The 22,790-nt window shown below is 43.3% G+C and carries 16 protein-coding genes; 7 read left to right on the top strand and 9 right to left on the bottom strand.

The window, feature by feature from the left end; translation table 11 throughout:
• Positions 1-383: 383 nt before the first annotated feature.
• Positions 384-1,550 (bottom strand): pyridoxal phosphate-dependent aminotransferase, encoded by a 1,167-nt coding sequence (locus WN50_RS03140; protein ID WP_046281694.1) that lies wholly within the window; start codon positions 1,548-1,550, stop codon positions 384-386.
• A 550-nt stretch (positions 1,551-2,100) separates the two neighbouring features.
• Here WN50_RS03140 and WN50_RS03145 point away from each other — a divergent pair.
• The gene (locus WN50_RS03145) at positions 2,101-4,740 is read left to right on the top strand and encodes a M1 family metallopeptidase (protein WP_046281695.1); all 2,640 of its coding nucleotides are present in this window, start codon (positions 2,101-2,103) and stop codon (positions 4,738-4,740) included.
• A 119-nt stretch (positions 4,741-4,859) separates the two neighbouring features.
• Here the strand turns inward: WN50_RS03145 and WN50_RS03150 are convergent, their stop codons facing one another.
• Both WN50_RS03150 and WN50_RS03155 read right to left on the bottom strand, forming a co-directional pair.
• Positions 4,860-5,345: a DUF3122 domain-containing protein gene (locus tag WN50_RS03150; RefSeq protein WP_046281696.1), complete on the bottom strand. Its 486-nt coding sequence runs from the start codon at positions 5,343-5,345 to the stop codon at positions 4,860-4,862.
• A 21-nt stretch (positions 5,346-5,366) separates the two neighbouring features.
• Positions 5,367-5,978, bottom strand: a complete 612-nt coding sequence (locus WN50_RS03155) for a Tll0287-like domain-containing protein (RefSeq protein WP_235440815.1) — start codon at positions 5,976-5,978, stop codon at positions 5,367-5,369.
• Positions 5,979-6,065: 87 nt separating this feature from the next.
• Between WN50_RS03155 and WN50_RS03160 the strand changes: the two genes are divergently transcribed.
• A complete protein-coding gene (locus tag WN50_RS03160) occupies positions 6,066-6,617 on the top strand; it encodes a rhodanese-like domain-containing protein (RefSeq protein WP_046281697.1) in 552 nt (183 codons plus the stop codon).
• Positions 6,618-6,641: 24 nt separating this feature from the next.
• Here WN50_RS03160 and WN50_RS03165 read toward each other — a convergent pair whose 3' ends face one another.
• From WN50_RS03165 to WN50_RS03180, 4 genes are all read right to left on the bottom strand, one after another.
• Positions 6,642-6,992: an ArsR/SmtB family transcription factor gene (locus WN50_RS03165; protein WP_046281698.1), complete on the bottom strand. Its 351-nt coding sequence runs from the start codon at positions 6,990-6,992 to the stop codon at positions 6,642-6,644.
• A gap of 161 nt (positions 6,993-7,153) precedes the next feature.
• Entirely contained in the window at positions 7,154-7,357 is a 204-nt protein-coding gene (locus tag WN50_RS03170; protein ID WP_046281699.1) for a hypothetical protein, read from the bottom strand.
• Between the two features lie 282 nt (positions 7,358-7,639).
• The gene (locus tag WN50_RS03175) at positions 7,640-8,059 is read right to left on the bottom strand and encodes a tetratricopeptide repeat protein (protein ID WP_046281704.1); all 420 of its coding nucleotides are present in this window, start codon (positions 8,057-8,059) and stop codon (positions 7,640-7,642) included.
• A gap of 279 nt (positions 8,060-8,338) precedes the next feature.
• Positions 8,339-8,695, bottom strand: coding sequence for a HesB/IscA family protein (locus tag WN50_RS03180; RefSeq protein WP_046281700.1), 357 nt, complete (start codon positions 8,693-8,695; stop codon positions 8,339-8,341).
• A gap of 391 nt (positions 8,696-9,086) precedes the next feature.
• On the opposite strand from WN50_RS03180, the gene WN50_RS03185 reads away from it, so the two are divergent.
• The 5 genes from WN50_RS03185 to WN50_RS03205 all read left to right on the top strand — a co-directional run bounded on the left by WN50_RS03185 (position 9,087) and on the right by WN50_RS03205 (position 18,150).
• Positions 9,087-10,724: a DUF6930 domain-containing protein gene (locus WN50_RS03185; RefSeq protein WP_046281701.1), complete on the top strand. Its 1,638-nt coding sequence runs from the start codon at positions 9,087-9,089 to the stop codon at positions 10,722-10,724.
• A 346-nt stretch (positions 10,725-11,070) separates the two neighbouring features.
• A complete protein-coding gene (locus WN50_RS03190) occupies positions 11,071-12,942 on the top strand; it encodes a response regulator (RefSeq protein WP_046281702.1) in 1,872 nt (623 codons plus the stop codon).
• Positions 12,943-13,478: 536 nt separating this feature from the next.
• Positions 13,479-17,093 (top strand): PAS domain S-box protein, encoded by a 3,615-nt coding sequence (locus WN50_RS30740; protein WP_053221421.1) that lies wholly within the window; start codon positions 13,479-13,481, stop codon positions 17,091-17,093.
• Positions 17,086-17,466 carry a response regulator gene (locus WN50_RS03200; RefSeq protein ID WP_046277918.1) on the top strand — a complete coding sequence of 127 codons (381 nt, stop codon included), beginning with the start codon at positions 17,086-17,088 and terminating at the stop codon, positions 17,464-17,466. Before WN50_RS30740 ends, WN50_RS03200 begins: the two co-directional genes overlap by 8 nt.
• Before the next feature lie 120 nt (positions 17,467-17,586).
• Positions 17,587-18,150 carry a hypothetical protein gene (locus WN50_RS03205; protein WP_049557851.1) on the top strand — a complete coding sequence of 188 codons (564 nt, stop codon included), beginning with the start codon at positions 17,587-17,589 and terminating at the stop codon, positions 18,148-18,150.
• Positions 18,151-18,657: 507 nt separating this feature from the next.
• Here WN50_RS03205 and WN50_RS03210 read toward each other — a convergent pair.
• The gene (locus WN50_RS03210) at positions 18,658-20,346 is read right to left on the bottom strand and encodes an iron uptake porin (RefSeq protein ID WP_046277919.1); all 1,689 of its coding nucleotides are present in this window, start codon (positions 20,344-20,346) and stop codon (positions 18,658-18,660) included.
• A gap of 356 nt (positions 20,347-20,702) precedes the next feature.
• Positions 20,703-22,556, bottom strand: a complete 1,854-nt coding sequence (locus tag WN50_RS03215) for an iron uptake porin (RefSeq protein ID WP_046277920.1) — start codon at positions 22,554-22,556, stop codon at positions 20,703-20,705.
• Positions 22,557-22,790: the final 234 nt, after the last annotated feature.

Genomic DNA, 22,790 nt, shown 5'->3' on the forward strand with positions numbered 1-22,790 from the left:
CCGAATAAATGTCTGTCTGTTATCAATAACCTGCATAAACCCGCCCTTTCCTCCTCACCAATGTTGTAGGGGCGGGTTCCGAATAAATGTCTGTCTGTTATCAATAACCTGCATAAACCCGCCCTTTCCTCCTCACCAATGTTGTAGGGGCGGGTTCCGAATCAATATATATTTTCCCACCAATATAGCAATGAGCAGGTTAATGTTTACAACTTCTTTGTGTCTTTGTGTCTTGGTGGTAACATTCAAGGCTAGACCCTTGTAAACAAGCCAGCGCGACCTGCTATAACTTACACAAACCCCGCCCCTACATCATCCGGGCGGGTTTATATCAGTTATTTTTGGGTAACAAACATCATTACAGAACCCGCCCCTACTCTTTCTTAAAGATGCGATCGCACAAATTCTTCTAAGCGTTTCATACCCGTTTCTATTGTTCCTAAATCAGTCGCGTAAGATAAGCGAATATGATCATCATTTCCAAAGGCTATTCCGGGAACAGCAGCGATTTGTTTTTCCTCAAGTAAGGCATTACAAAAATCAACCGAAGTGAGATTAAACTTGCTAACATTCAAATACATATAAAAGGCACCATCCGGTTTAATACAACTAATTCCCGGAATATGACTCAGCATTTCATACATCACTTCTCGCCGTTTAGCAAAGGCTAATCGCATTTCTTCTACGCAGTCTTGAGAACTTTCTAAAGCGGCAATGCCTCCATATTGAGCAAATGTACAAACATTTGAAGTGCTATGACCTTGAATACGGGTTAAACTTTTGATCGCCTGAGCATCACCTGCTAAATATCCTAATCGCCAGCCTGTCATCGCGTAGGCTTTAGCAAAACCACTACTAATAAAAGTGTATTTATAACTCTCAGGATGAGCTGCCGCAATACTTAAATGTTTAGCATCATCGTAGATGATTTTACAATAAATCTCATCAGAAACGACATAGATTCCTGTTTCTACAACAACTTCTGCTAAGGCTCGAATTTCATCGGGAGAGTAAACCATTCCCGTCGGATTTGAGGGAGAATTGAGAATAAACAGTTTAGTTTTTGAGGTGATGGACTGACGTAAAAGTTCAGGGGTGATTTTATATCCGGTATCGCTGTAAGTTTGAACAATCACCGGATTTCCCTCTGCCAGTTTCACCATTTCGGGATAGCTGACCCAGTAAGGCGCCGGAATAATCACTTCATCTCCAGCTTCTATCATTGCCATTACCAGGTTGTACAACGACTGTTTCCCGCCATTGGTGACAATAATGTTCTCGGCTTGATAAGATAAACCCGTCTGTTCGTTGAGGGAGTTTGCGATTAACTGTCTCAGCTTCTTTTCGCCAGCCGCTGGCCCGTAGCGAGTTTTGCCCTCGTCTAGCGCAAGCTTTGCCGCCGCGACAATGTGATCAGGCGTGTCGAAGTCAGGTTCTCCTACACTAAAATTGAGGACATCAATTCCTTCAGCCTTCATAGCCTGGGCTTTGGCTGAGATCGCTAACGTTAGGGACGGTGTAACCTGCTCGACTCGTGCTGCCAGCTTCATCCTTTGTGAACCTTGATTTGAGCTTTTGCTTTTAGAGTTTAAATTTTAAGCTGGGTTCGGTTGAGTTGCAACCTAATTATCAAATATTGTTGACATTTTATACTATAAAATAACAGGTTTGTCAAGTTAATCTCGTTAAAACTTTGTAATATTCTGCTCGCACTCCCGAAAACCCTTGGTTTTTACAAGATGTCCAAACGGTTTTAAGATGATCAATTTGTTCTTTATTCTTAAGCTTTTCTTCTCAGTTCCAAGCCAAACAAGAGGATCAACTTTATTTTTTCAAAATTATAAATGAGTCGATATAAGAGCTTCAATTCAGTTGTTTTTTTTTACCGAAATATTTTCCTGAAACGACTAAAATTCACCGCAACGAAAATCCATCAAAAGGTTACAGTTGCTCTTCGTGAAAAAACAACAACCCCATCAGACTGTTAGCCTCATCCCAATTCAACAACGAGTTAGAGGATTAATTGCCAAATTTCATCTATAATAGAGCAGCAAACACGGTGTTTTGTTTGTTTTTTTACTGTAGCTTCAGAGTTACTAAATGTTGCACTCCTATTTTGATACCGAGACCGACAGCCAAAAATCCTTTGAGTTACCCGGCGCTCGTCCGCATTATAACCCCGACCGTCCCGGACAAGTTGAACATATCTTTCTTGACCTGGTGCTAGACATTCCAAACAAATCCTTTCACGGGAATTGTACCATTAACTTAAAACCCGTGCAAAGTGGAATTGAAACACTGAGGCTTGATGCGGTTAACTTAGAAATTCAGGCGGTGAAAATTGATCAAGTCGATCAATCCTTCGACTATGATGGTGAACAGCTTGATATTTATCTCAGCCAACCGACCCAAGCTGACCAATTAATCAAGATCGCGATCGCCTATCATGTCGATCACCCCCAACGAGGACTCTATTTTATCAGTCCAAACGCTGATTATCCCGATAAACCGACTCAAGTTTGGACCCAAGGCGAAGACGAAGACTCACGTTTTTGGTTTCCTTGCTTCGACTATCCCGGACAACTCGCTACATCAGAAATTCGGGTGCAAGTTCCCCAGCCATTTATTGCTATTTCTAACGGTGAACTGATCAACTCCGAAATTCAGGGTGAAAAGATCATCTATCACTGGTTACAAAAACAAATTCATCCCACTTATTTAATGACCTTAGCGGTCGGTGAATTTGCCGAAATTAAAGACGAATGGAATAACATTCCCGTTCTCTATTATGTCGAGAAAAACCGCGAAGCAGATGCTCACCGCAGCATGGGTAAAACACCCCAAATGATGGAATTTTTCTCTCAAACTTTTGGGTATGCTTATCCCTATCCGAAATATGCTCAAGTTTGTGTCGATGATTTCATCTTTGGAGGAATGGAAAATACCTCGACTACTCTATTAACAGATCGCTGTTTACTCGATGAAAAAGCTGCAATTGATAACCGCAGTACAGAAAGTTTAGTCGCTCACGAACTCGCTCACCAATGGTTCGGTGATTTAGTCGTGATTGAACATTGGTCTCATGCTTGGATCAAAGAAGGAATGGCGACTTATTCAGAAGTCTTGTGGACAGAACATGAATATGGAAAAGAGGAAGCCGCCTATTATAGACTCGCCGAAACCCGCAATTATTTATCAGAAGATCGCTCTCGTTATCGTCGCCCCATTGTCACTCATATTTATCGAGAAGCCATAGAACTATATGATCGTCATTTGTACGAAAAAGGGGCTTGTGTTTATCACATGATTCGCACCGAATTAGGCGATGAACTGTTTACCAAAGCGATTCATACCTTCGTTCAAAATAACGCGCACAAAACCGTAGAAACCTTTGATTTACTGCGTTCGATTCAGCAATCAACTGGACGCAACTTGCTGTTTTTATTTGATCAATATGTATATCGGGGTGGACATCCAGATTATAAGGTTTCTTATAGTTGGGATGGTGAAAATAAACTTGCTAAAATTACGGTTAAACAAAAGCAAGCTAAAACCAGTGATAAAATCAGTGAAACCAACTTGTTTGATTTGAAAATTCCGATTGCCTTTGGCTATTTACCAAAATTGAGTCAAGACGAAACTACACCCCAGTTTCAAACCTTTACGGTTCGCATCCATGAAGCCGAACAATCCTTCTATTTTCCCCTCTCAGAAAAACCAAAATACATCAGTTTTGATGCGGGAAATAACACGCTAAAAACCGTTAGCTTAGAGTATCCGGTTGCTGAACTAAAAGCACAATTACAATTCGATCCTGATCCCATTTCTCGTATTTTTGCAGCCGAAGCATTAGCCCGAAAAGGCGGATTAGAAGTCGTTAAAACCCTCTCCAAAGCCCTCAAAGATGAACCGTTTTGGGGTGTACGTGTCGAAATCGCCAAACAGTTAAATAAAATTAAACTCGATCAAGCCTTTGCTGGGTTAATTGTCGGGTTAGAAGACTCGAACTCGAGAGTGCGTCAGGCGGTTGTCAACGCCCTAGCTAAGATTAAAATACCCGCCAGCTATCAAGCCCTCAAATCTATTGTTGAAAAGGGAGATGTAAGTTATTCTGTGGAAGCTTCAGCCATTACTGCTATCGGTGAAATGGTCGCCGGAAATCCTGATGAAGCGCTCACCGAAGAAAACGGAATCAAACTGTTAGAATTGGTATTGCAAGAACGAATGGGTTGGAATGAGGTATTACGTTCAGCAGCGATTTCTGGTTTAAGTCGGATGAAAACCTCAGAACCCGCCCTCAATTTAATCCTCAGCTATAGCGTTGCAACGGTTCCTCAAGCCTTAAGGTTAGCTGCAATTCGAGCGTTAGGAAGCATTTCAACAGGTCAAAATAACATCAATCTTGAACGCATTTTACAGCGTTTGGAAGAACTCTCAAAAGAAGAATTTTTCCTCACTCAAGTGGCGGTTGTTGTCGCCTTAGAACAGATGGAAACTCCCAAAGCCATTGCTGTTTTAAATGACTTAGCTGACCAAACTCTCGATGGTCGAGTTCGTCGAAAAGCAGAAGAAGCAGTTCAAAAGGTACAGAAAAATATCGGTTCTGATAAAGCCGTTAAACAACTGCGGGAAGAACTCGATAAGGTTAAAAGAGATAACCAAGAATTGAGGAGTCGCTTAGAAAGTCTAGAAGCCAAAACTCAAGCGAATTCTAAAGCTAAGTCTAATGGCAAAAGTTAGTTAGCATCAGCAAAGAAGGGGCGAGTTTAGCAATCTTGTTTCTGAGTACGCCCCAAAAACCCGGTTTCTGCGAGAAACCGGGTTTTTATACTTGCCTCTTGCCTCTTGCCTGTTCCCTGTTAAATGCTTTGCCATTCTATAATCACAGCAGGAGGAACTTTGACTGTTCGCTCTTTTTCTAAGGGTAATCTCAATTCAATTAAATGATGGGTTGACAATTGAGATAAAATGGGTTTAATATCATATTGACCCACATTTGGAGCAGGAGATTTTTCGCTAAACACATCATCCGCCTCTAAAATATTGTCAGCATCCTGAATTTTTAAAGGTTGAACATGAGCAAATTCTACCTCACCCGGAAAGCCCACTAAACGTAAATTAATCTCACGCAATTCACCGGATTTTACTCGTTTAAACAAGACAACTTGCCAGGAACTTCCCGTATTATCCCGTAAAGTATGGCGAGATTGATAGAGAATTTGTTCAGGGGTTTCAAGTTGTTTGCTGACAACAGCTTGGGCGGGTCGAGAATAACTCAAGTTGAGAGTTAATACCAGAATCAAGATTAAAAACCATGATAAAATTGCCTGTTGTTTTCTGAGCATTTTGATTCACCTCCACAGGGTTTAATTATCAGTTTGTAATGCAGCTTGTAAATCAGAAATAAATACAGAATACATCCCCCGTAAATCTCCGACTTGGAAATCAAAAGCTAAATCTTGAGGATATTTGGCTTGAACAAACTCAGGACGAGAATTTTTAGAACCATGACAAGCCAGACAACTCGCTTCAACGGAAATTCGACGATAATAGCGGGTTCCTTCGGTTCCGTTGAGGGTTTCGCGATCCCAAAATCCGATCAATTCTGGATCTTGTTCAAACTTAGCAAGTGCCATCCGATCGTGCAAATTTTGGGGTGCATGGGCGGGGTTTCGATATTTTTTGGCAATTTGCTTGACTTGCCAACCGTTTTCTTCACTAAGCTGTTTGGCTCGCATTCCTACGGGTTTACAGACTTGTTTGAAGGTTTCTCCTGTGGGTTCTTCCGTCCCACCTTCCAGGGTTGAGGCTAAACCGGATCTCATCTGATCGAGAAGTTCGATTTCTTGAACGGCTTGGGCCAATTCACTGGGGTTCGTTTCAGCCTGGGCGAAGCTGGGATGGTATATCAATAACGCAGCGATGGCTACAAGTCCGATAAACAGACGATAACAGGTCTTTTTCATCACGATCGCCATTTCTATAATCCTTGACTTTAACTGTATAGTAATATAGTAATTAAAGCAACCTTGCTCAAAAAAATACCAACTCCCAGAGGACTTGAGATGATGACGAATAGCACAACAACCATCGATCAACCCGAAGCGATAGAAGCCGCCATCCTCAAGCAGTGGCTCGCGCAACAAGCGGTAACGTTAGTAGACGTGCGTGAACCTGTCGAATACGCAGGCGAACACCTAGCCGGGTCAATTTTAGTCCCCTTATCCAAATTCGATCCCAGTCAAATTCCCAACGAAGGTCAAAAAGTCGTCGTTTATTGTCAGAGTGGACGTCGCTCGACTCAAGCCGCTCAACAGCTCGTCGCCAGTGGCTTTCAAGTTGAAAATCTTGTCACTTTAGAGGGGGGACTCAATGCTTGGAAAGCTGAGGGTTATCAAACAAAACTTAACAAAAAAGCACCCCTTAGCCTCATGCGTCAGGTGCAAATTGTTGCAGGTTCGTTAGTGTTGACCGGAACCCTATTGGGTGCGTTTGTTTCTCCTGGGTTTTTAGTGTTGAGTGGTTTTGTGGGTGCGGGGTTAATGTTTGCGGGAATTACGAATACTTGTGGTTTAGCGTTGTTATTGGCAAAATTACCTTACAACCAACAATCTTAATTAATCTCCACCCCGGCGATCGCTTTAGTGGGGAGAGTGCAATGTTTTGAGTTGTTTAATTTCTTCAGCTTGCTGTTGAATTCGATCACTCAAGCGATCGCAAACGAGTTCACACAATTCAAAAATTAGCGGATCATTAATTTCATAGTAAACACTGACTCCAACAGGTTGACGGGATAAAATCCCCGCTTGAGTCAGAATTTTCAGATGTTTTGAGAGGTTGGCTTGTCCTAAACCCGTGGCTTCCGAAATCTCCGTGACGTTCATCGCTCCCGATCTCAAACAGTTTAAGATTTGTAGGCGACTCACTTCAGAAAGCAGTTTAAAGTATTCAGCTACGGGTATCAGAGCGGAGGAAGAAGCAGTATTCTGCACTGGGGAGAACTGTATTTTGAAATTTAACTATCTTCATACTATGTTACACCTTTTCGGTTTCACAAAAAAATAGCTGTTCCTTTTTTCAGGACAGCTACCCCAACCCAGTCTTTTTTCAAAATTTAATCTCTCTTAGTCAGTGTTTATCGGTGAAATGTTATTTAACTCTCAGATTCTTCTGAATCATCATCTGAGTCTGATTCTAAGTTATCGGGATCAACGTAGTAGCAAACTGCATCATCTAAACAAATCAGCGCCCAACCCGAATCATCAATACTCTTTAGTTCGTAAGCCGCTTGCTGTACAAAGAAACCTTTATGATTACGGGTTTCTGCTTTAACGTGGACTGTATTATCGATACTCATAGCTCTCACAACTCCTTGCTTTATCAAAAATTACTGTCAACCGTGAATCAAGATTGTTAATGACTGAAGTTTCCAAATCTTATCATTAGTTGGCTCAATTTTTGATGAATTTATATAATTTTTTGTTACAAAATCTCAACAAATCTACATCATCTTTCAACCCTTAATCATCTCTCAACCCTCGTTAAATCAAGGCTACAGCCTTCATCTATCCCTCTGAAGAACACCCAAAAATCATTCTACTCCTGAAGGAGATTCAGGTAAATATACTTATTAGAATTCTCAAATTTCCAACAACCATTTTTGAACGCGAGTCAGGCTTTTCCAGTTAGGTTTTCGAGTTAAGCCATCCTCAAAATTTTTCTTGACTTCATCAAGCCATTCTGAGTCAGCCATAATCATTTGTTGGGCGATTTCCACATGAGTCCTCACGCCTTTTTTATCGAGATCCAGCATCGCCACCGCCAGGTTAATTCTCGCTTGAGGATCATGGGGATTGAGTTTAACGGCAGACTTCGCCGCTTTGTAAGCCGATGAGGGTTTATCAGCCAGTAAATACAACCAGGCCAGACTCGTCCAAGCATTGCTATTTTTGGGAGCGCGATCGCAAACGTCCTGAAATACAGGAATCAGCACTTGGGGATCTTCTCCGGCTTGATAACGTTCAAAACCTTCCTTAAACAGTTCTTCAGGCGTTTTCATAGGGTCAAACTGACAATCTCTCAACAGTAAGAATTTTAGCCCAACTATAGCACTACGCAAATTGGTTAGGACATTTTTAGATTCTGAAACCCTTTCATAGTCTGCTGTTCCCTGTTCCCCGTTCCCTGTTCCCGATTCAAGTAGCGCTATAGACAACGATAGGCTCTCAGCAAGAATCAGACTCATCTGAATCTTGCCAATTACCTATCGTCTAGCAAGGTTTACCGTTCAGGGGATTTGCAAACAAAAGTTTACAATTCGGGACTATTCTCGGGGGTTTTAGGTGGCAAAAGATTTACCACAGCCACAAGTTTGAGACGCATTCGGATTCGTGAACTGAAATCCTCCACCAATTAAAGCCTCGCTGTAGTCAAGCATTAAGCCATAGATGTAGAGAAGGCTTTTGGGATCGCAAATCACTTGGAAACCTTGATAATCAAAAATCTGATCATCCTCTTGAATAGTGCTTGCATCCACAAAATCCATCAGGTAAGACATTCCAGAACATCCCCCCTGACGTACCCCAACCCGCAAACACAAGTCTTTTCCTTGCTTTTCTCTGAGCAGGAGAACTTGCTTCATTGCAGAATCGGTCATTTGAATTCCTTGAGCTTGAGACTGAGCGGTTTGTGTCATGGATTTGGCTCGACTCCTTAATCTATAGTGCTGATCAGGTCAACGGTGTCATCGTTGTCTACCTGGTTGTATTTTACCAAGTCTTCAGAAAGCCAGCAGAAAACTCAAGCTATAATAAAATTTGTCACATCCCCCCTTGAAGGGTTAAGATCAGTAACCGCACCCAAGCGCGAACTTTTGAAGCCGAATCACCGAAAGGCGCATCGGATGCTACAGTTTTGTAGCGGTGTTGTTCAGGCTCACTCAGTCCGAGTAAAACAAATTGTTGTTTGTAGCAATCTCGATCGTCTATAGCCTAAGCTTTAAATAAACGCTCGTCAGCGTTACTTGGCGGAACCTTGATCCAAGGAAATCCCCAACATCAATATTGCCAACGGGAACATTGTATTAGATGGTACGTCTCAATCGCTCAACCCTACGTCGGCTGCAAAACTTACCCCAAATTCCGAGTGTGTGGGAAGGCGATCGCCGTTCCCTGTCTCCTGAGTCGAGTTCTAACCCCGATGGAGATGAGTCAGCCAGTAGCGAATGTATTATTTGGGTGGACGGATCTCAAGGAATGGTACGAGCGATGGATATGGTAGCATCTGACCTGGGGCCGGAAGCCACCGTGCGAACCTTACTACGAGCTATTGAACATCCTCAAAGTCCAACTCCTGCGGCTCGTCCTCAAAAAATAGTCGTCAAAGATCGCGAAATCCAGTTTTTCTTGAGGGGTGTTCTCCAAGAGCTAGACATCACGATTGAATATGTCCCCGACTTACCCCTGATTGATGAAATCTTTCGGGGACTGCAAGAAGTCGCAGAAAGTCGTCCCCCTCAGTTACCGCCTCAACACGCTTCTAGCCTACAAGAAAAAGCCTACACCATTTGGCAAGATGGCCCTTGGGACAAACTCGGCGAACACCAAATTCTCTCGGTAGAACTCAATGAATTTGATGTCAGCACCCTCTACATTTCCACCCTCGGTAAATTAGGGATGGATTATGGTGTTCTGATGTATCGCTCCTTAGACTCCTTGAAACGCTTTCGGGAGCGAGTCGTACAACATCAGCCCAAAGATAACTTAGAAGAAGCCTTCCTGACTCAAGACTGCTTATTTGTCACCTATGAACGCATCAGTGATTTTGAGGATCTTGAGGACGATGAGAATTTAGGCTCGCTACCCATTTCAGAAGTACAGCCGAACTTTGGGAATTTACATCCGTTAGAAGGCTTGCGTTCAATTCTCTATGAGGAAGAAGCGGCGGCTGTATTAGTCACCCTAGAAGCTTTGCATCGCTTCCTACGAGATTTTAAACACAAATTCAAATCCCATCAGTTTCCCGCCCTTTCTCGTCGCTATCGCATTCCCTTTCCGGGTAGCACCCAAAAAAAACAAATATTAGTGACGGTGGAAACCCTTCCAGAAGTCGCTAACGAACTTTTAGAAATGGCAGCCGCCGCCGAAACCGACGATGATGATGAGGAGTTAGATTTAGAAATGCCTATCCTGCGGGATGATTTAGTCCCTGCTAAATCTTTCCTGAGTTTGGGAGTTGTTCCTTGGGAAACGGCAGAATATCTCAGAACTCAAACCCAGTTTCATCAAGCCGCAGAAGTCAATATTCCTGAAGATGGTGATGGTTTACCTATCATTTTAATTCAAACTTCTAAGCCAAAAGCTCAAACTCTCATTCAGAGTTTACAAGAAGCTGGAGGACTAACGGGCATTTGTTTTAACCCCGGTGAAGATCCGATGGCAGGTTGCAATTATGATCTCTGTATTTTAAGAACTGAAGATGGAGATCTTCACCTGTTAGGAGAATTTTTAGAAGATGATCCCACCCATCAACAAGCCCGTGAAAAATGGGACACGCGCTGTCAGATGACTCAAGGTTGGTGTGGTTTAATCATTGCGATGGGGTTAACAGGGGCTTCTCGGGGTCAGCCGGGGTTTAAAGATATGATGGCATTTTTAGAAGTGCGATCGCTTTCTCCCCAAGAGTTAGGACTCGGGCCGTTACAATTGGTCCCGACTTCGTTCTAGTTGTCATCCAGCAATTTCTGCTGTTCTGCGGCAGGTTCAAGACGTACAACCAGCGTCAGGAATTGTTTCACGGCAACTAAAAACTCACACAATGATATGATCGCAGATATTAACGCGCCTGAGCAAGTTTTCCTCCCGACACCAATTCAGAGATTGCGAAAAGTTGCGACTTGGCGGTTTCCGGCGCGAGCGAAGTTCGTAAGAGAGTACAGCCTATAATTAAGAAGCAAACCGAATCACCGCTCAAGCTTGAGCTTTCAGGATCTAAAGACATTTTCAGAACTTCGCATTGATCTGTGAGTCACCAGACTGCTGACAACCATCAGAGGGAGGATAATCGGTCTAAGTGAGAATTCTGCTGGTAGAAGATGACAGAGGGCTAGCACAAGGACTCGAAGACGCACTCACCCGTCAACGTTACGTCGTTGATCTCGCCAGTGATGGTCTAATGGGTTGGGAATTCGCAGAAGCATTAACCTATGATTTAATTTTGCTGGATTTACTGCTTCCCAAACTCGATGGCATTAACTTCTGTAAACGCCTACGCAGTCAAGGTGATCGCACTCCTATTTTATTAATGACGGCAGAAAATAGCAGTTCTCAAAAAGTTGAAGGACTCGACGCGGGCGCTGACGACTACCTGATCAAACCGTTTGAAATGTCCGAACTATTAGCGAGAATTCGGGCGTTATTGCGTCGGGGAAACAACACGTTACCCCCGATTTTAGAATGGGGCGCAATTAAACTCGATCCCGGAAACTGTCAAGTCACCTACTGCGATGCCCCCCTCAAACTCACCGCCAAAGAATACGAACTGTTAGAATTATTTCTGCGTCATCCCGAGCGTATTTTCAGTCAAAGCGCCTTACTCGATCATCTTTGGTCTTTTGATGATCCGCCTTCAGAATCGGCTGTGCGAACCCAAATCAAAGGCTTACGACAAAAACTCAAACAAGCAGGCGCCGGAAGTGATTGGATTGAAACCGTTTATGGGTTAGGATATCGACTCAAATCCGCCTCAACCCCTAACGATGCACTGGCTTTACCTGAACCCACCTCTGTGATCAGCACTTCTCCTACTGTTAATTTAAGCGGCATCTGGAAAAAACACCGAGAAAGCTATCTCACCCGAATTTCCGTTCTCGAACAAGCCACCAAAGCCTTACAAGCAGGTGATCTCGATAACAGCTTACTCCAACAAGCGCTCTCACAGGCTCACACCCTCGCAGGTTCTCTCGGAAGCTTTGGGTTTAATCAAGCTTCTCAACACTGTCGTGAAATCGAACAAATGTTGAATGCTGAAACTCAACTGTCTTCTGAAGCGATCGCACAACTGTCAGCCTTGCTTGTCGATCTCAACAGTCAACTGAGTCTGACTCCTGCAACGCCCGTTCCTCCTGCATTACCCTTGCCAACTGCTGATTCTGAGGAACTTTCGGGTTGTTCCACGCCTCGATTATTAATCGTTGATGATGATCTCGCCCTCGCCGAAGGAATTGCGACTGTTGCGATCGCCCGTCAAATTCAGACTGAAATTGCTATTTCTCCCCAACAGGCGCGAAAATTGATTCAAGATAATCCGCCCGATATTGTCTTATTGGATTTGAGTTTTCCCGACTCCACAGAAGCGGGGTTTGAACTCCTGCGAGAACTCAACTCTAATACTAAGCCTTTACCTGTTGTGGTGTTTACCGCCAAAGAAAGCTTTGCCGATCGCGTCAAAGTCGCCCGTTTAGGGGGACGGGGATTTCTGCAAAAACCGATCTCACCTTCACAAGTGATTGATGCGATGACGCGGGTATTGTATCCGGCTTCTCCACTCCAAGCCAAAATTCTGATTATTGATGACGAACCGGAGATTTTAGATCGGATCAGAATGGTGTTAGAACCTTGGGGATTTCACCTGATTCTGCTTGATGACCCCCAACAATTTTGGCAAACTTTAGAAAAATCCACCCCCGATCTGCTAATTTTAGATCTGACAATGCCTCATTTAAGCGGTGTTGAACTCTGTCAAGTGGTTCGTAATGAGCCGCACTGGCAAGATTTATCGATTATTATTCTCTGTGATGATCGCAATCGTCAAATCGTAGAGCAAGTCTGGAATGCGGGGGCTGATGACTATATTCAAAAACCCCTCGTTGAACCGGAACTGATTGCACGGGTTCTCAATTGTCTCGAACGAAGTCAACTGCGGCGAAAAATGTCTTCCAATTGAACACTGAAAGTACAACTGATCACCCGTTGCCTGCGCGATTACTTTCTTGACATACTCCCCATTTCTAAAGAAAGGGGATTCTCCAAGCCTCACGGCTTTGGATTACTGATTCATTGACAACCCTTACAGCAAGCTAGTTTCCTAACTTACTCCAGAGGGGTGAGTCTCCCCAGTCGTTCATCCCATTTCAGAGATAGTTTCGGTATGCCCTACCGTACTTGAGAAAAAAATGTTTGATTCTCTGTACTTGGTGCTTTAAGATTTTATCTTGCCAAAGCATTCCTGGCAAGAACCCCATACCTTAAGTTTTCAAGGTTCATTGCATCGATTAGATGCTGGGTTTTTCAACTGGTTGAATACCCTGCCAGTAGAGTTATTATAGCATTAGAAAGAGCCTTATATCCCCATACCTGAAGGTAGGGGCGTGTGCGGCAATTTTGGTAAAAAATTACGTTAGAATCAAGATCTGTAGCACCAGTATTATTGATTTGTCTATAGGATAAAGTGCCTATCCTAACTTGAGCGTAAACATAGCGATGTTTTCTTCCCCGTCAATTTGGTCTCCTGTATTAAACTTCAAACCTCCTGTATGGATTGGAGGAATCCTTTCGCTGGTCTTCATCATTTTTCTAGAAGTTTTTGAGTTGACGGGAGAACCTTATAGCGAAAAATTTTTAGGGCTAATGGCTGCAATTGCTCTAATCGCCAGTTGGGGAGGACTGAAAACTGCTCTACTTAGTATAACATTTCTTTTCGCCTACATTGCCTATCTGACTTTTATTTGTGCAACTTCAATTAGTTTAATTCAAGCTGGTTCTAGTCTGGTCATCATTGGGGGAGTGGCAATTTTACTCGGTGGTCAAACCGATCAATTTCTCATCCAAATTGAGCAATTACAAACCATTCAAACCGAACTTGAACAACAACTCGCCCTCTACGTTCAAGCCCTGCAAAATGCTAATCAAAGGGTACTACAAGACCTCAACGAACGTCAACTGACTCAAGAGCAGTTACAAATGGCTCAAGCCCGACTGCAACACCTGATTATCTCCAGTCCAATTGTTATTTATTCGAGTCCGGCTTCGGGACATGAGGGGGCGACTTTTATCAGCGATAATGTGCAGTCGGTTTTAGGTTATAAAAGTCAAGAATTTGCAGATACAGGCTTTTGGGCGCAACACATTCACCCCGAAGATGCACCCCGCATTTTTGCAGAATTACCTCGCGTTTTTGAACAGGGACAACATCGTTATGAATACCGCTTTTTACATGGGGATGGAACTTATCACTGGATACAAGATGAACTACGGTTAGTCACAGACCAACGCGGTAAACTCCTAGAAATTGTTGGCTACTGGATCGATATTAACGACCGTAAACAAGTTGAAGCGGCTCTACGAGACAGTGAATTTCGTTATCGAACTCTCGCTCAACGTTTACATTCAATCACTTCTAATGCACCGATTTATATCTATGAGTTAGACAGCAAGGGTCGTATTTTATTCGCCAATCGCACGGCTCAAGGGATGACTCAAGAACAGGTTTTAGGGGAGCTTTTTATTGATTTATTTCCCTGTAAAAACCAGTTAACTATTAGCGCGATTATTGAGCAAGTCTTCACTAAACAACAGGTTCAAAGTCTTGAATATGTGATGACGAATCCCAATGGAGAAATTCGCGTCTATACGGCTCAAATTGCTCCGATTTGGGTGAATAATATCTTCACCACTGTCGTCTTGATCGCGACTGATATTACTGAACGGAAACAAGCCGAACAAACCCTACAACGACACGCACTGATTTTTGAGCAGATTTATGATGGGGTGATTATGACCGATTTAACAGGTCGAATTATTGATTGGAACCCAGGCGCAGAAAGAATGTTTGGCTACTGTAAAACAGAAGTCATCGGACAAACTTCGGCTTTAGTTCATTATCCCGAAGGAACTCCTATTCCTACTCAATCGATGCTCAAACAAATCGAACAGCAGGGGTATTGGTTGAGTGAGATGACCTTCATTCGCCAAGACAAAACTCAGGGAATTTGTGATACGATTGTTGTCCCAATCTTTGATCATCAGGGTCAAATGGTTGCTGTAATTGGTGTGTATCACGATATTAGCGATCGCAAACAAGCCGAAGTAGAATTGCAACAATATCGCGATCATTTAGAACAGTTAGTCGAACAACGCACCAGTCAATTGGAAAAAACCAATGCAAAACTTCAGCGCGAAATTGAAGCTAGAGCGATTTTAGCCGAAGAATTGTTAGCTTCAGAAGCTCGTTTAGCTGGAATTTTAGATAATGCTAATGATGCGATTATTTCGGTCAATGAAGCTCAAAAAGTTATCCTCTTTAATAAAGGGGCTGAAAAAATATTTGGCTATCAAGCAGAAGAAGTCTTAGATAAACCCTTAGACATTTTACTTCCGCAACGCTTTCTTTCCGTTTACCGTCAACATATTCAAGAATTTGATTGGAAATATCAAACCACTCATAGTAGTGGAGAACGTTTAGAGGTTTATGGGCGTCGCCAAGATGGTTCCGAATTTCCAACAGAAGCTTCTATCTCCCAACTGCTACTCGGAAATACCAAAACTTACACCGCTATTTTACGTGATATTAGTGAACGGGTTGCTGCGATGAAAGAACGTCAACAGGCTGAAACCGCCCTGCGAGAAAGTGAACGACGTTATGCTACTCTAACAGAAGTTTCACCTGTAGGAATTTTTCGCCGGGATGCTGCGGGAAACTGTTTATATGTCAATGAAAGATGGTGTCAAATTGCCGGACTTTCACCCGAAGAAGCATTAGGTCAAGGTTGGATCAAAGCCTTACATCCTGATGATCGAGATGGGGTATTTCAAGCTTGGGAACAAGCCGTGCGCGATCACTGTTCCTTTCAGTTAGAATATCGCTTTCAACGAGCAGATGGAAGCATCACTTGGGTCTTTGGTCAAGCTGTCGCCGAAACCGATATTCATAGTAGTATTAAAGGGTTTGTGGGGTCAATTACAGATATTAACGATCGCAAACAAGCTGAAGCTACGTTACAAGAATCTGAACGACGTTGGCGTTCTTTATTAGAAAATGTCCGTTTAGCAGTTGTGGGTTTAAATGAACAAGGAACCATTGACTATGTTAATCCTTTTTTCTTAGAGTTGACAGGATATACTCAAGGGGAAATTTTAGGACAAGATTGGTTTATCACGTTTTTACCCGCGTCTCAAAGATCTCAAGTTCGTGAATTTTTTAACGAAATCCTCGATCATCAACTTCATACTTATTATCAGAATACCATTATTACGAAATCGGGAGAAGAAAAAATTATTGCTTGGAATAACACCCGCTTACAAAGTTTACAAGGAGAAGCACTCGGTACGATGAGCATAGGGGAAGATATTACCGAACGCTATGCGATAGAACGCATGAAAAATGAGTTTATCTCTGTTGTCAGTCACGAATTACGAACCCCTCTCACGGCGATTCATGGCGCTCTGAATCTATTATCAACAGGTTTAGTTGCACCCGAGTCTGCAAGAGGACAACAGGTGATTAAAATTGCGGCTGAAAGTACCGAACGGCTAGTGAGACTGGTTAATGATATTCTAGAGTTGGAACGCTTAGAATGTGGCAAAATTCGACTGGTTAAACATCGAGTCAATGCGGCGGATTTATTGCGGGTTGCTCAAGATCAAATGCAGGTGATGGCAAATCGAGTCGGGATTATTTTGGAGATTTTCCCCCAAGATATTGAGTTTGAAGCGGATGGCGATCGGATGATTCAAGTGTTGACGAATTTAATTAGTAATGCGATCAAATTCTCGATGAGTGAAGCGACGATTCAGTTGAGTGTAGAAGCGGAATTTCGAGAATTTGTCAGTAATATTCCGACTGCAAGTGTTTTATTTTCTGTTCGCGATCAAGGTCGAGGAATTCCCCCTGATCAAATGGAAAGTATTTTTGAGCGGTTTCACCAAATTGATGCGTCCGACTCTCGTCAAAAAGGAGGAACGGGTTTAGGACTAGCAATTTGTCGCAGCATCGTTGAACAACATGGCGGTAAAATTTGGGTAGAAAGCATTCTCGATCAAGGAAGTTGCTTTTATTTTAGTATTCCGGTAAAGATAGAGGAAAAAAGTGATGAATAATAAACGTGTTTTGGTGATTGATGATGAAGATGGCGTGCGTGATATTATCCAAATTACTTTAGAAGCGATCACCGGATGGGATGTGATTACTGCTTCTTCTGGACAAGAGGGGTTAGAAAAGGCGATCGCTCAACAACCCGATGTGATTTTATTGGATGTAATGATGCCCAATTTAGATGGGCCGGCCACCTTTAAAAAGTTACAGGCTGAGACTCAAACTCAGCACATCCCGACTATTTTATTAACCGCAAAAGCCAAAATTAGTGAACAGCAGGAATATCTCAATTTAGGGGTGAGTGGGGTGATTATTAAACCCTTCCAGGCGCAAAACTTAGTCAATCAAATTCGAGTTTTCTTGGGGTGGACGGATTAACCCCACCTGATATTGTTAAGAAAAACTTAAATTTTTTGGGCTTTTGATCTCACAAAATCCTCACATTGATTCGCTAGGCTTGAAAAGTACCTTAAGAATGCAAGGGTTGAGGTGATTTTTATGACTATGGGTTTAAGGATTGGGAAACCCGATTACTCTGGGAATTGTCCAGTCGATCCGAGCAATATTGAGCCATCTAAAACGACATTGAATCCCTTCTCTCTATTAACGAATTATCGACCTGTTTTGTTCCAGTCTCAGCCTCAAGAGGATCAGTCCTATATTGATATTGCGGTTGATGTCCTCCAGGTTCAAAGCCAAGCCAAGCTTAACATTTTGAAAAACTTTTTGCTCAGTTTGCCGAGTCCAACTGATATTGAGAGAGTTTTAGCGAAAGCGGTTGATCACCTAGCCCAGACTGACCCTCGAACTTATCACTGGATTTTGCAGCATCCTGATTATCTCATGCCCGAACTCGATTTAAAAATGTTAGCGCCACAATTGGCTTTCTCCAAACTGAAAAATAGTCAATTGATTCTCGAACAAGATTTTCAGCTTACATCTCAAGATCAATTGAGGCTGAGTCCGGCCGCTAAAACCTTATTATTAGCGGAAAGTTCGGTTGAAGAATACCTTCTGTTTAAGGAGATTTTAAAGACTGATTTTTCTCAGGAAAGTGAGTAATCATCAAAGTCTTTAATTGTTCAATTTACGATCTCATAAAATCAGAAGTTTAATTAAGCACCAATCATGAATAACTGTCCTTGCTGCTCATCTACCTTACTCCGTCACGTCCGTCATTCCCAAATTTATTGGTATTGCCCTCATTGTAAGCAAGAAATGCCTAATTTGGGAGATTGGATGAACAATCAGGCTTTTTCACATCGAATCAAAAATTCTTCTGATCATGCCTCAAAGCCCGTTTTTTCGACTTCAATCAAAAGCTATTTGAGTGAGTTTGAGTCCGTGCCAAGTTTGCGAGTTTAGCAATCAGTCGTGATCTTCGGATGCTCGGCGTTAAAAAGATCTTTATTCCTTCGGAAAGCCGGATCAAAAAACACAAAGACACAAAGACACGAAGAGAAAATATTCCGGTCTTGATTTGACGGAATAAAACCCGGTTTCTCAATGGAAAAAGCCACCAGAAACCGAGTTGATAACTGAACAAGTTTGTCAGTCTTGTACAATGCCTTAAAAGCGGAATTGAGTTCTCAATGTTCCGACCCAAGTGGTATCATTGTTACTGTTGTGATCGGGATCTGTAACCATATAAAATCCCGGAATAATCCCCACATTATCATTGAGTTGAAAGCGGTAAAACGCCTCAAGATGAATAGAAGTATCCCGATCTTCTAAGTTATTAATATCGTGATCAACAACTTTCGGCGGCATTCCGACAACAATTCCCCCTAAATCTCCCTCACGAATCGCATCTGGAAATGCAAGTGTAACCGCCCAGTTGAGAATCGTTGCTTCATCTTCGCCATTGGTTTTTTGCTGCGCCCAACTCGAACCAAACCAACCGCCCAGTTCAAAGTTTTTTAACAGTTTCCAGTTGACTTGTACGCCTAAATTATCACTGGTGGTTGCACTATCTCCAAACGGACGGTTCGCAATAAAACTTCCGGTTCCGCCGCTAACATTTACATCCCCCTCACGGAAATAACGGCGATTATATTCTACAGCAATACCGACTCGATCACTGGGTTCAAATAACACCTGGGCTGAAGCCGTCTGACTGCCATTAAACAAGCCTCGACCTTCACTGGCATTCGGTGCATCTTCATCACTCGCCAGATAGCCGACATTCACCTGTACCTTATCATTAAAGGCATATTTGACCGCAGCGCCCGTTCCTTCAGGCCCTCGGAAGGTTGTGGGGTTATAACGTCCAAACCGAGATACCGCCCCCGCCCCGGTACTTTGAAAAGGCGTAACGGTATCTTGAATATCGTCTAAGTCTAGGCTTTTCACCCCGACATAGACTTGGGCGCGACCATTGGCCAGAGGAAAGCGATAATACAAATCATCCAATTCAAAGCCGTCTGTGGTGCCATCGGTACCCGTGCGCGTCATCAGGCTATTATTCAAACCCACATCGCTTAAATTGGGGATATCCTTGGCTTCTAGACGGGTTCTCAGTAGGTCTTCCCCGGTAAAACTGGTGTCGAAGTTCAAACGCGCCCGATAGCCGAAATAAGTCTGCGTTGGGTCATCGCTATCATCCGTGTTGGGGCCACCTGCCACATTATATAATGAGCGATCGCCAAAGGTATCCCCCACCTGAAAGATCACCTCTCCCGTGAGTTTAGTTGTCGTGGAAAATTGGTTCGCTTCTAATTCAGCAGTGCGGCTTTCTAAAGCCAAAACTCGTCCGCGAATACTCGCTAATTCCGCAGCAAATTCTTCTTGTAAACGCTGCAATAAAGCGAGATCTTCGCGAGTCACTAAATTAGCCGTTGCACTACTTAAAAGGTTGGTCACTTGATCTAAACAAGCGTTCAGTCCGGCGGCAAATTCAAAGCGAGTTAAGGCGCGATTTCCTTTGAATGTACCATCTGGATAACCCGCAATACAACCATAACGTTCTACAAGAGATTGTAAGGCTTGAAACGCCCAGTCCGTCGGTTGAACGTCTGAGAGTTGATTAACAGAAGTAACTTGGGCTTGTGTTTGACTTTCAGAAGTGTATTGATCGAAGGTATTGGAGTTTTGAACTTGAGCCAATTGTTCAGGAGATGAAACCGAATTAGCATCGGCAATATCGGGATTTTCAGAAGCGCTTGGAGATTCTTCTGCGATCGCTCCCGATGCGATCATTGCAGTGATACCCAAAAGAATTGGGCTGAGTAACCAGGAAGACAAAAATTTTCTAGACACGTCGAATTTCCTCACACGAAAAAACTGAGTTTGATGACCTTTTTGCAGTGAGGAGAAGGGACAATAGAGCGGGAGTTAAAAACAAATTCAGTTCAGGTTTAATAGGCGTTTAATCACGCTTACATCCCTGTAAATTCCTCGGATTAACTCTGGTTCTATTGAGCGGTTAGATCTTCTCTAGCTATTCTTCAATTTTTTGGGAATAAAACAGGATCTTTTTCCGGGAACTTTTAATATTTTTAATCGTCTTTAATCAATATAAATAGACCCTTTTTTATCAATAAAAACCAAAAAGACACAGAGAACACCAAGAGAGAATCTTTGTGTCTTTGTGTCTTAGTGGTGAGTAACGTGTTTTAGAAACGGAATTGAGTTCTAAACGTCGTCACGACAACCGTATCGTTTTCATCCGTATGTTCAGGGTCAGTCACGATGAAAACCGACGGAATTAAAGCAATGTATTCGCTCAGTTGGAAACGATATAACGCTTCAATGTGAATTCCGGTTTTTTCTTCTTCTAAACGCTCAAGGGTGTGATAAACCACTTTCGGCTGCATCCCCACGATAATACCGCCTAAATCGCCTTCTTTCAGCAGATCAGGAAATGCTAACGTCACCGCAAAGTTGATGATGGTTGCATCAAGGTCATCACCTTCGCCACCGCCTTTATCATCGGCCCAAGTTGCACCAAACCAACCGCCAACTTCAAAGATCGGAGCGACTCGCCAGTTAACTTGAACACCCAGGTTGTCGGTTGTTGTGGCGGTATCTCCAAAGGGTCGGTTGGCGAGGAAACTTCCGGTTCCGCCACTGACGCTGACATCATCTTCTCGGAAGTAACGACGGTTGTACTCCAAACTAAACGCCAGGGCGTCTGAAGGTTCGTAGAGGAGTTGAAGAGAAGCGGAGTGACTTCCATTGAACAAACCTCGACCTTCTTCTGGGTTGGGAGCATCATCCTGGCTGGCTAAATAACCCGCGTTAATTCGCAGTTTATCGTTAAATTGATACTTCAACGCTAAACCTGTTCCTTCAGGGCCACGGAAGGTTGTGGGGTTATACCGTCCAAAACGAGAGGACGCACCGCCACCTGTACTCTGGAAGGGGCTGAGAGGATCTTGAATATCATCCAAGTCTAAACTCTTCGCACCGAAATAGACCTGACCTTTACCGTTCATAATCGGGAAACGATAATAAAGGTCATCGAGGGTAAAATCTTCGCTACCGCCATCGGTACCGAGACGACTCATTAAAGTATTCGTCAGGTTTTCGCGACTCAAGTTGGGAACATCTCGTGCTTGCAAACGAGTTCGCAGTAAATCTTCCCCGGTGAAGCTTGTATCGAAGTTTAAACGCGCCCGATAGCCGAAATAGGCTTGAGTTGGGTCTTCTTCTTCATCAACGTTCGGGCCACTTACTGTGGTGTATTCTGCCCGATCGCCAAAAGTATCTCCGATAAAGAAGATGACTTCCCCTCTTAATTTAGTGGTTGTGGAGAATTGATTGGCTTCAAGTTCAGCAGCCCTGGCTTCGAGAACTGTGACTCGTCCGCGCAACGCCGCCAGTTCCGCCGCGAATTCTTCCATCAACCGTTGCAGTTTAGCCAGATCTTCGCGTGTTACCAGATCGGCAGTAGACGCACCAATTAGTTCGTTAATGCGTTCTAAACAAGCGTTTACCCCGGCGGCGAATTCATAACGGGTTAAAGCCCGATTTCCTTTATAAGTTCCATCTGGATATCCTGCAATACAGCCATAGCGTTCAACGAGAGACTGTAACGCCTGAAACGCCCAGTCTGTTGGTTGGACGTCTGACAACTGAGAAACAGAGGTGACTTGCTGTTTTTTCTGAGAATTTCGACCTTCTCGAAAATATTCATTAAGCTGTTGAGAAGAGTTGACATTCACCGGATCAGCCCCATTCATCCCAGAGTCTAAGTCAGAAACCTGTACTTGACTGAGGTTTTGCGGTGCGCCTACACCAGCACTATGAGGATTAACAGGAACTTGAGCTAACTGTTCCAACGGCTCTGATACGGTGAGTTCAGGGTACGTTGTTGTCAATGGGGTAGCTTCTGTAGCGATTTCCCAGATTTTTGATTCTGTCTCTGAGGTAACAGAGACTTCTGCGATCGCCGCCGATGACGCGATCAAACTTGCGCTTAAAATAGCCGGACTTAGCAGCCAAGCTTTGATTGAACGGTCTGACATTACTCTCTCTCCTCACACGAATCAGAGGTTGGGTGGATAGATTTTACTATCATATCCAATTCCTCTTTGTCCTATTATGGGTCATTCTACAGCAAATTTTGAGAACTGGTCACTGTTGAGAGTCTCCTGATGCCTAACCCCCCCCGACATTCTGAAAATGCTATCTTAACGGGGGGACTGGCAGGGCTGTTTCATTCTCAGTTAAAAATTGCCGGGGTTGATGGGGTGATGGGG

The organism is Limnoraphis robusta CS-951 (genome assembly GCF_000972705.2).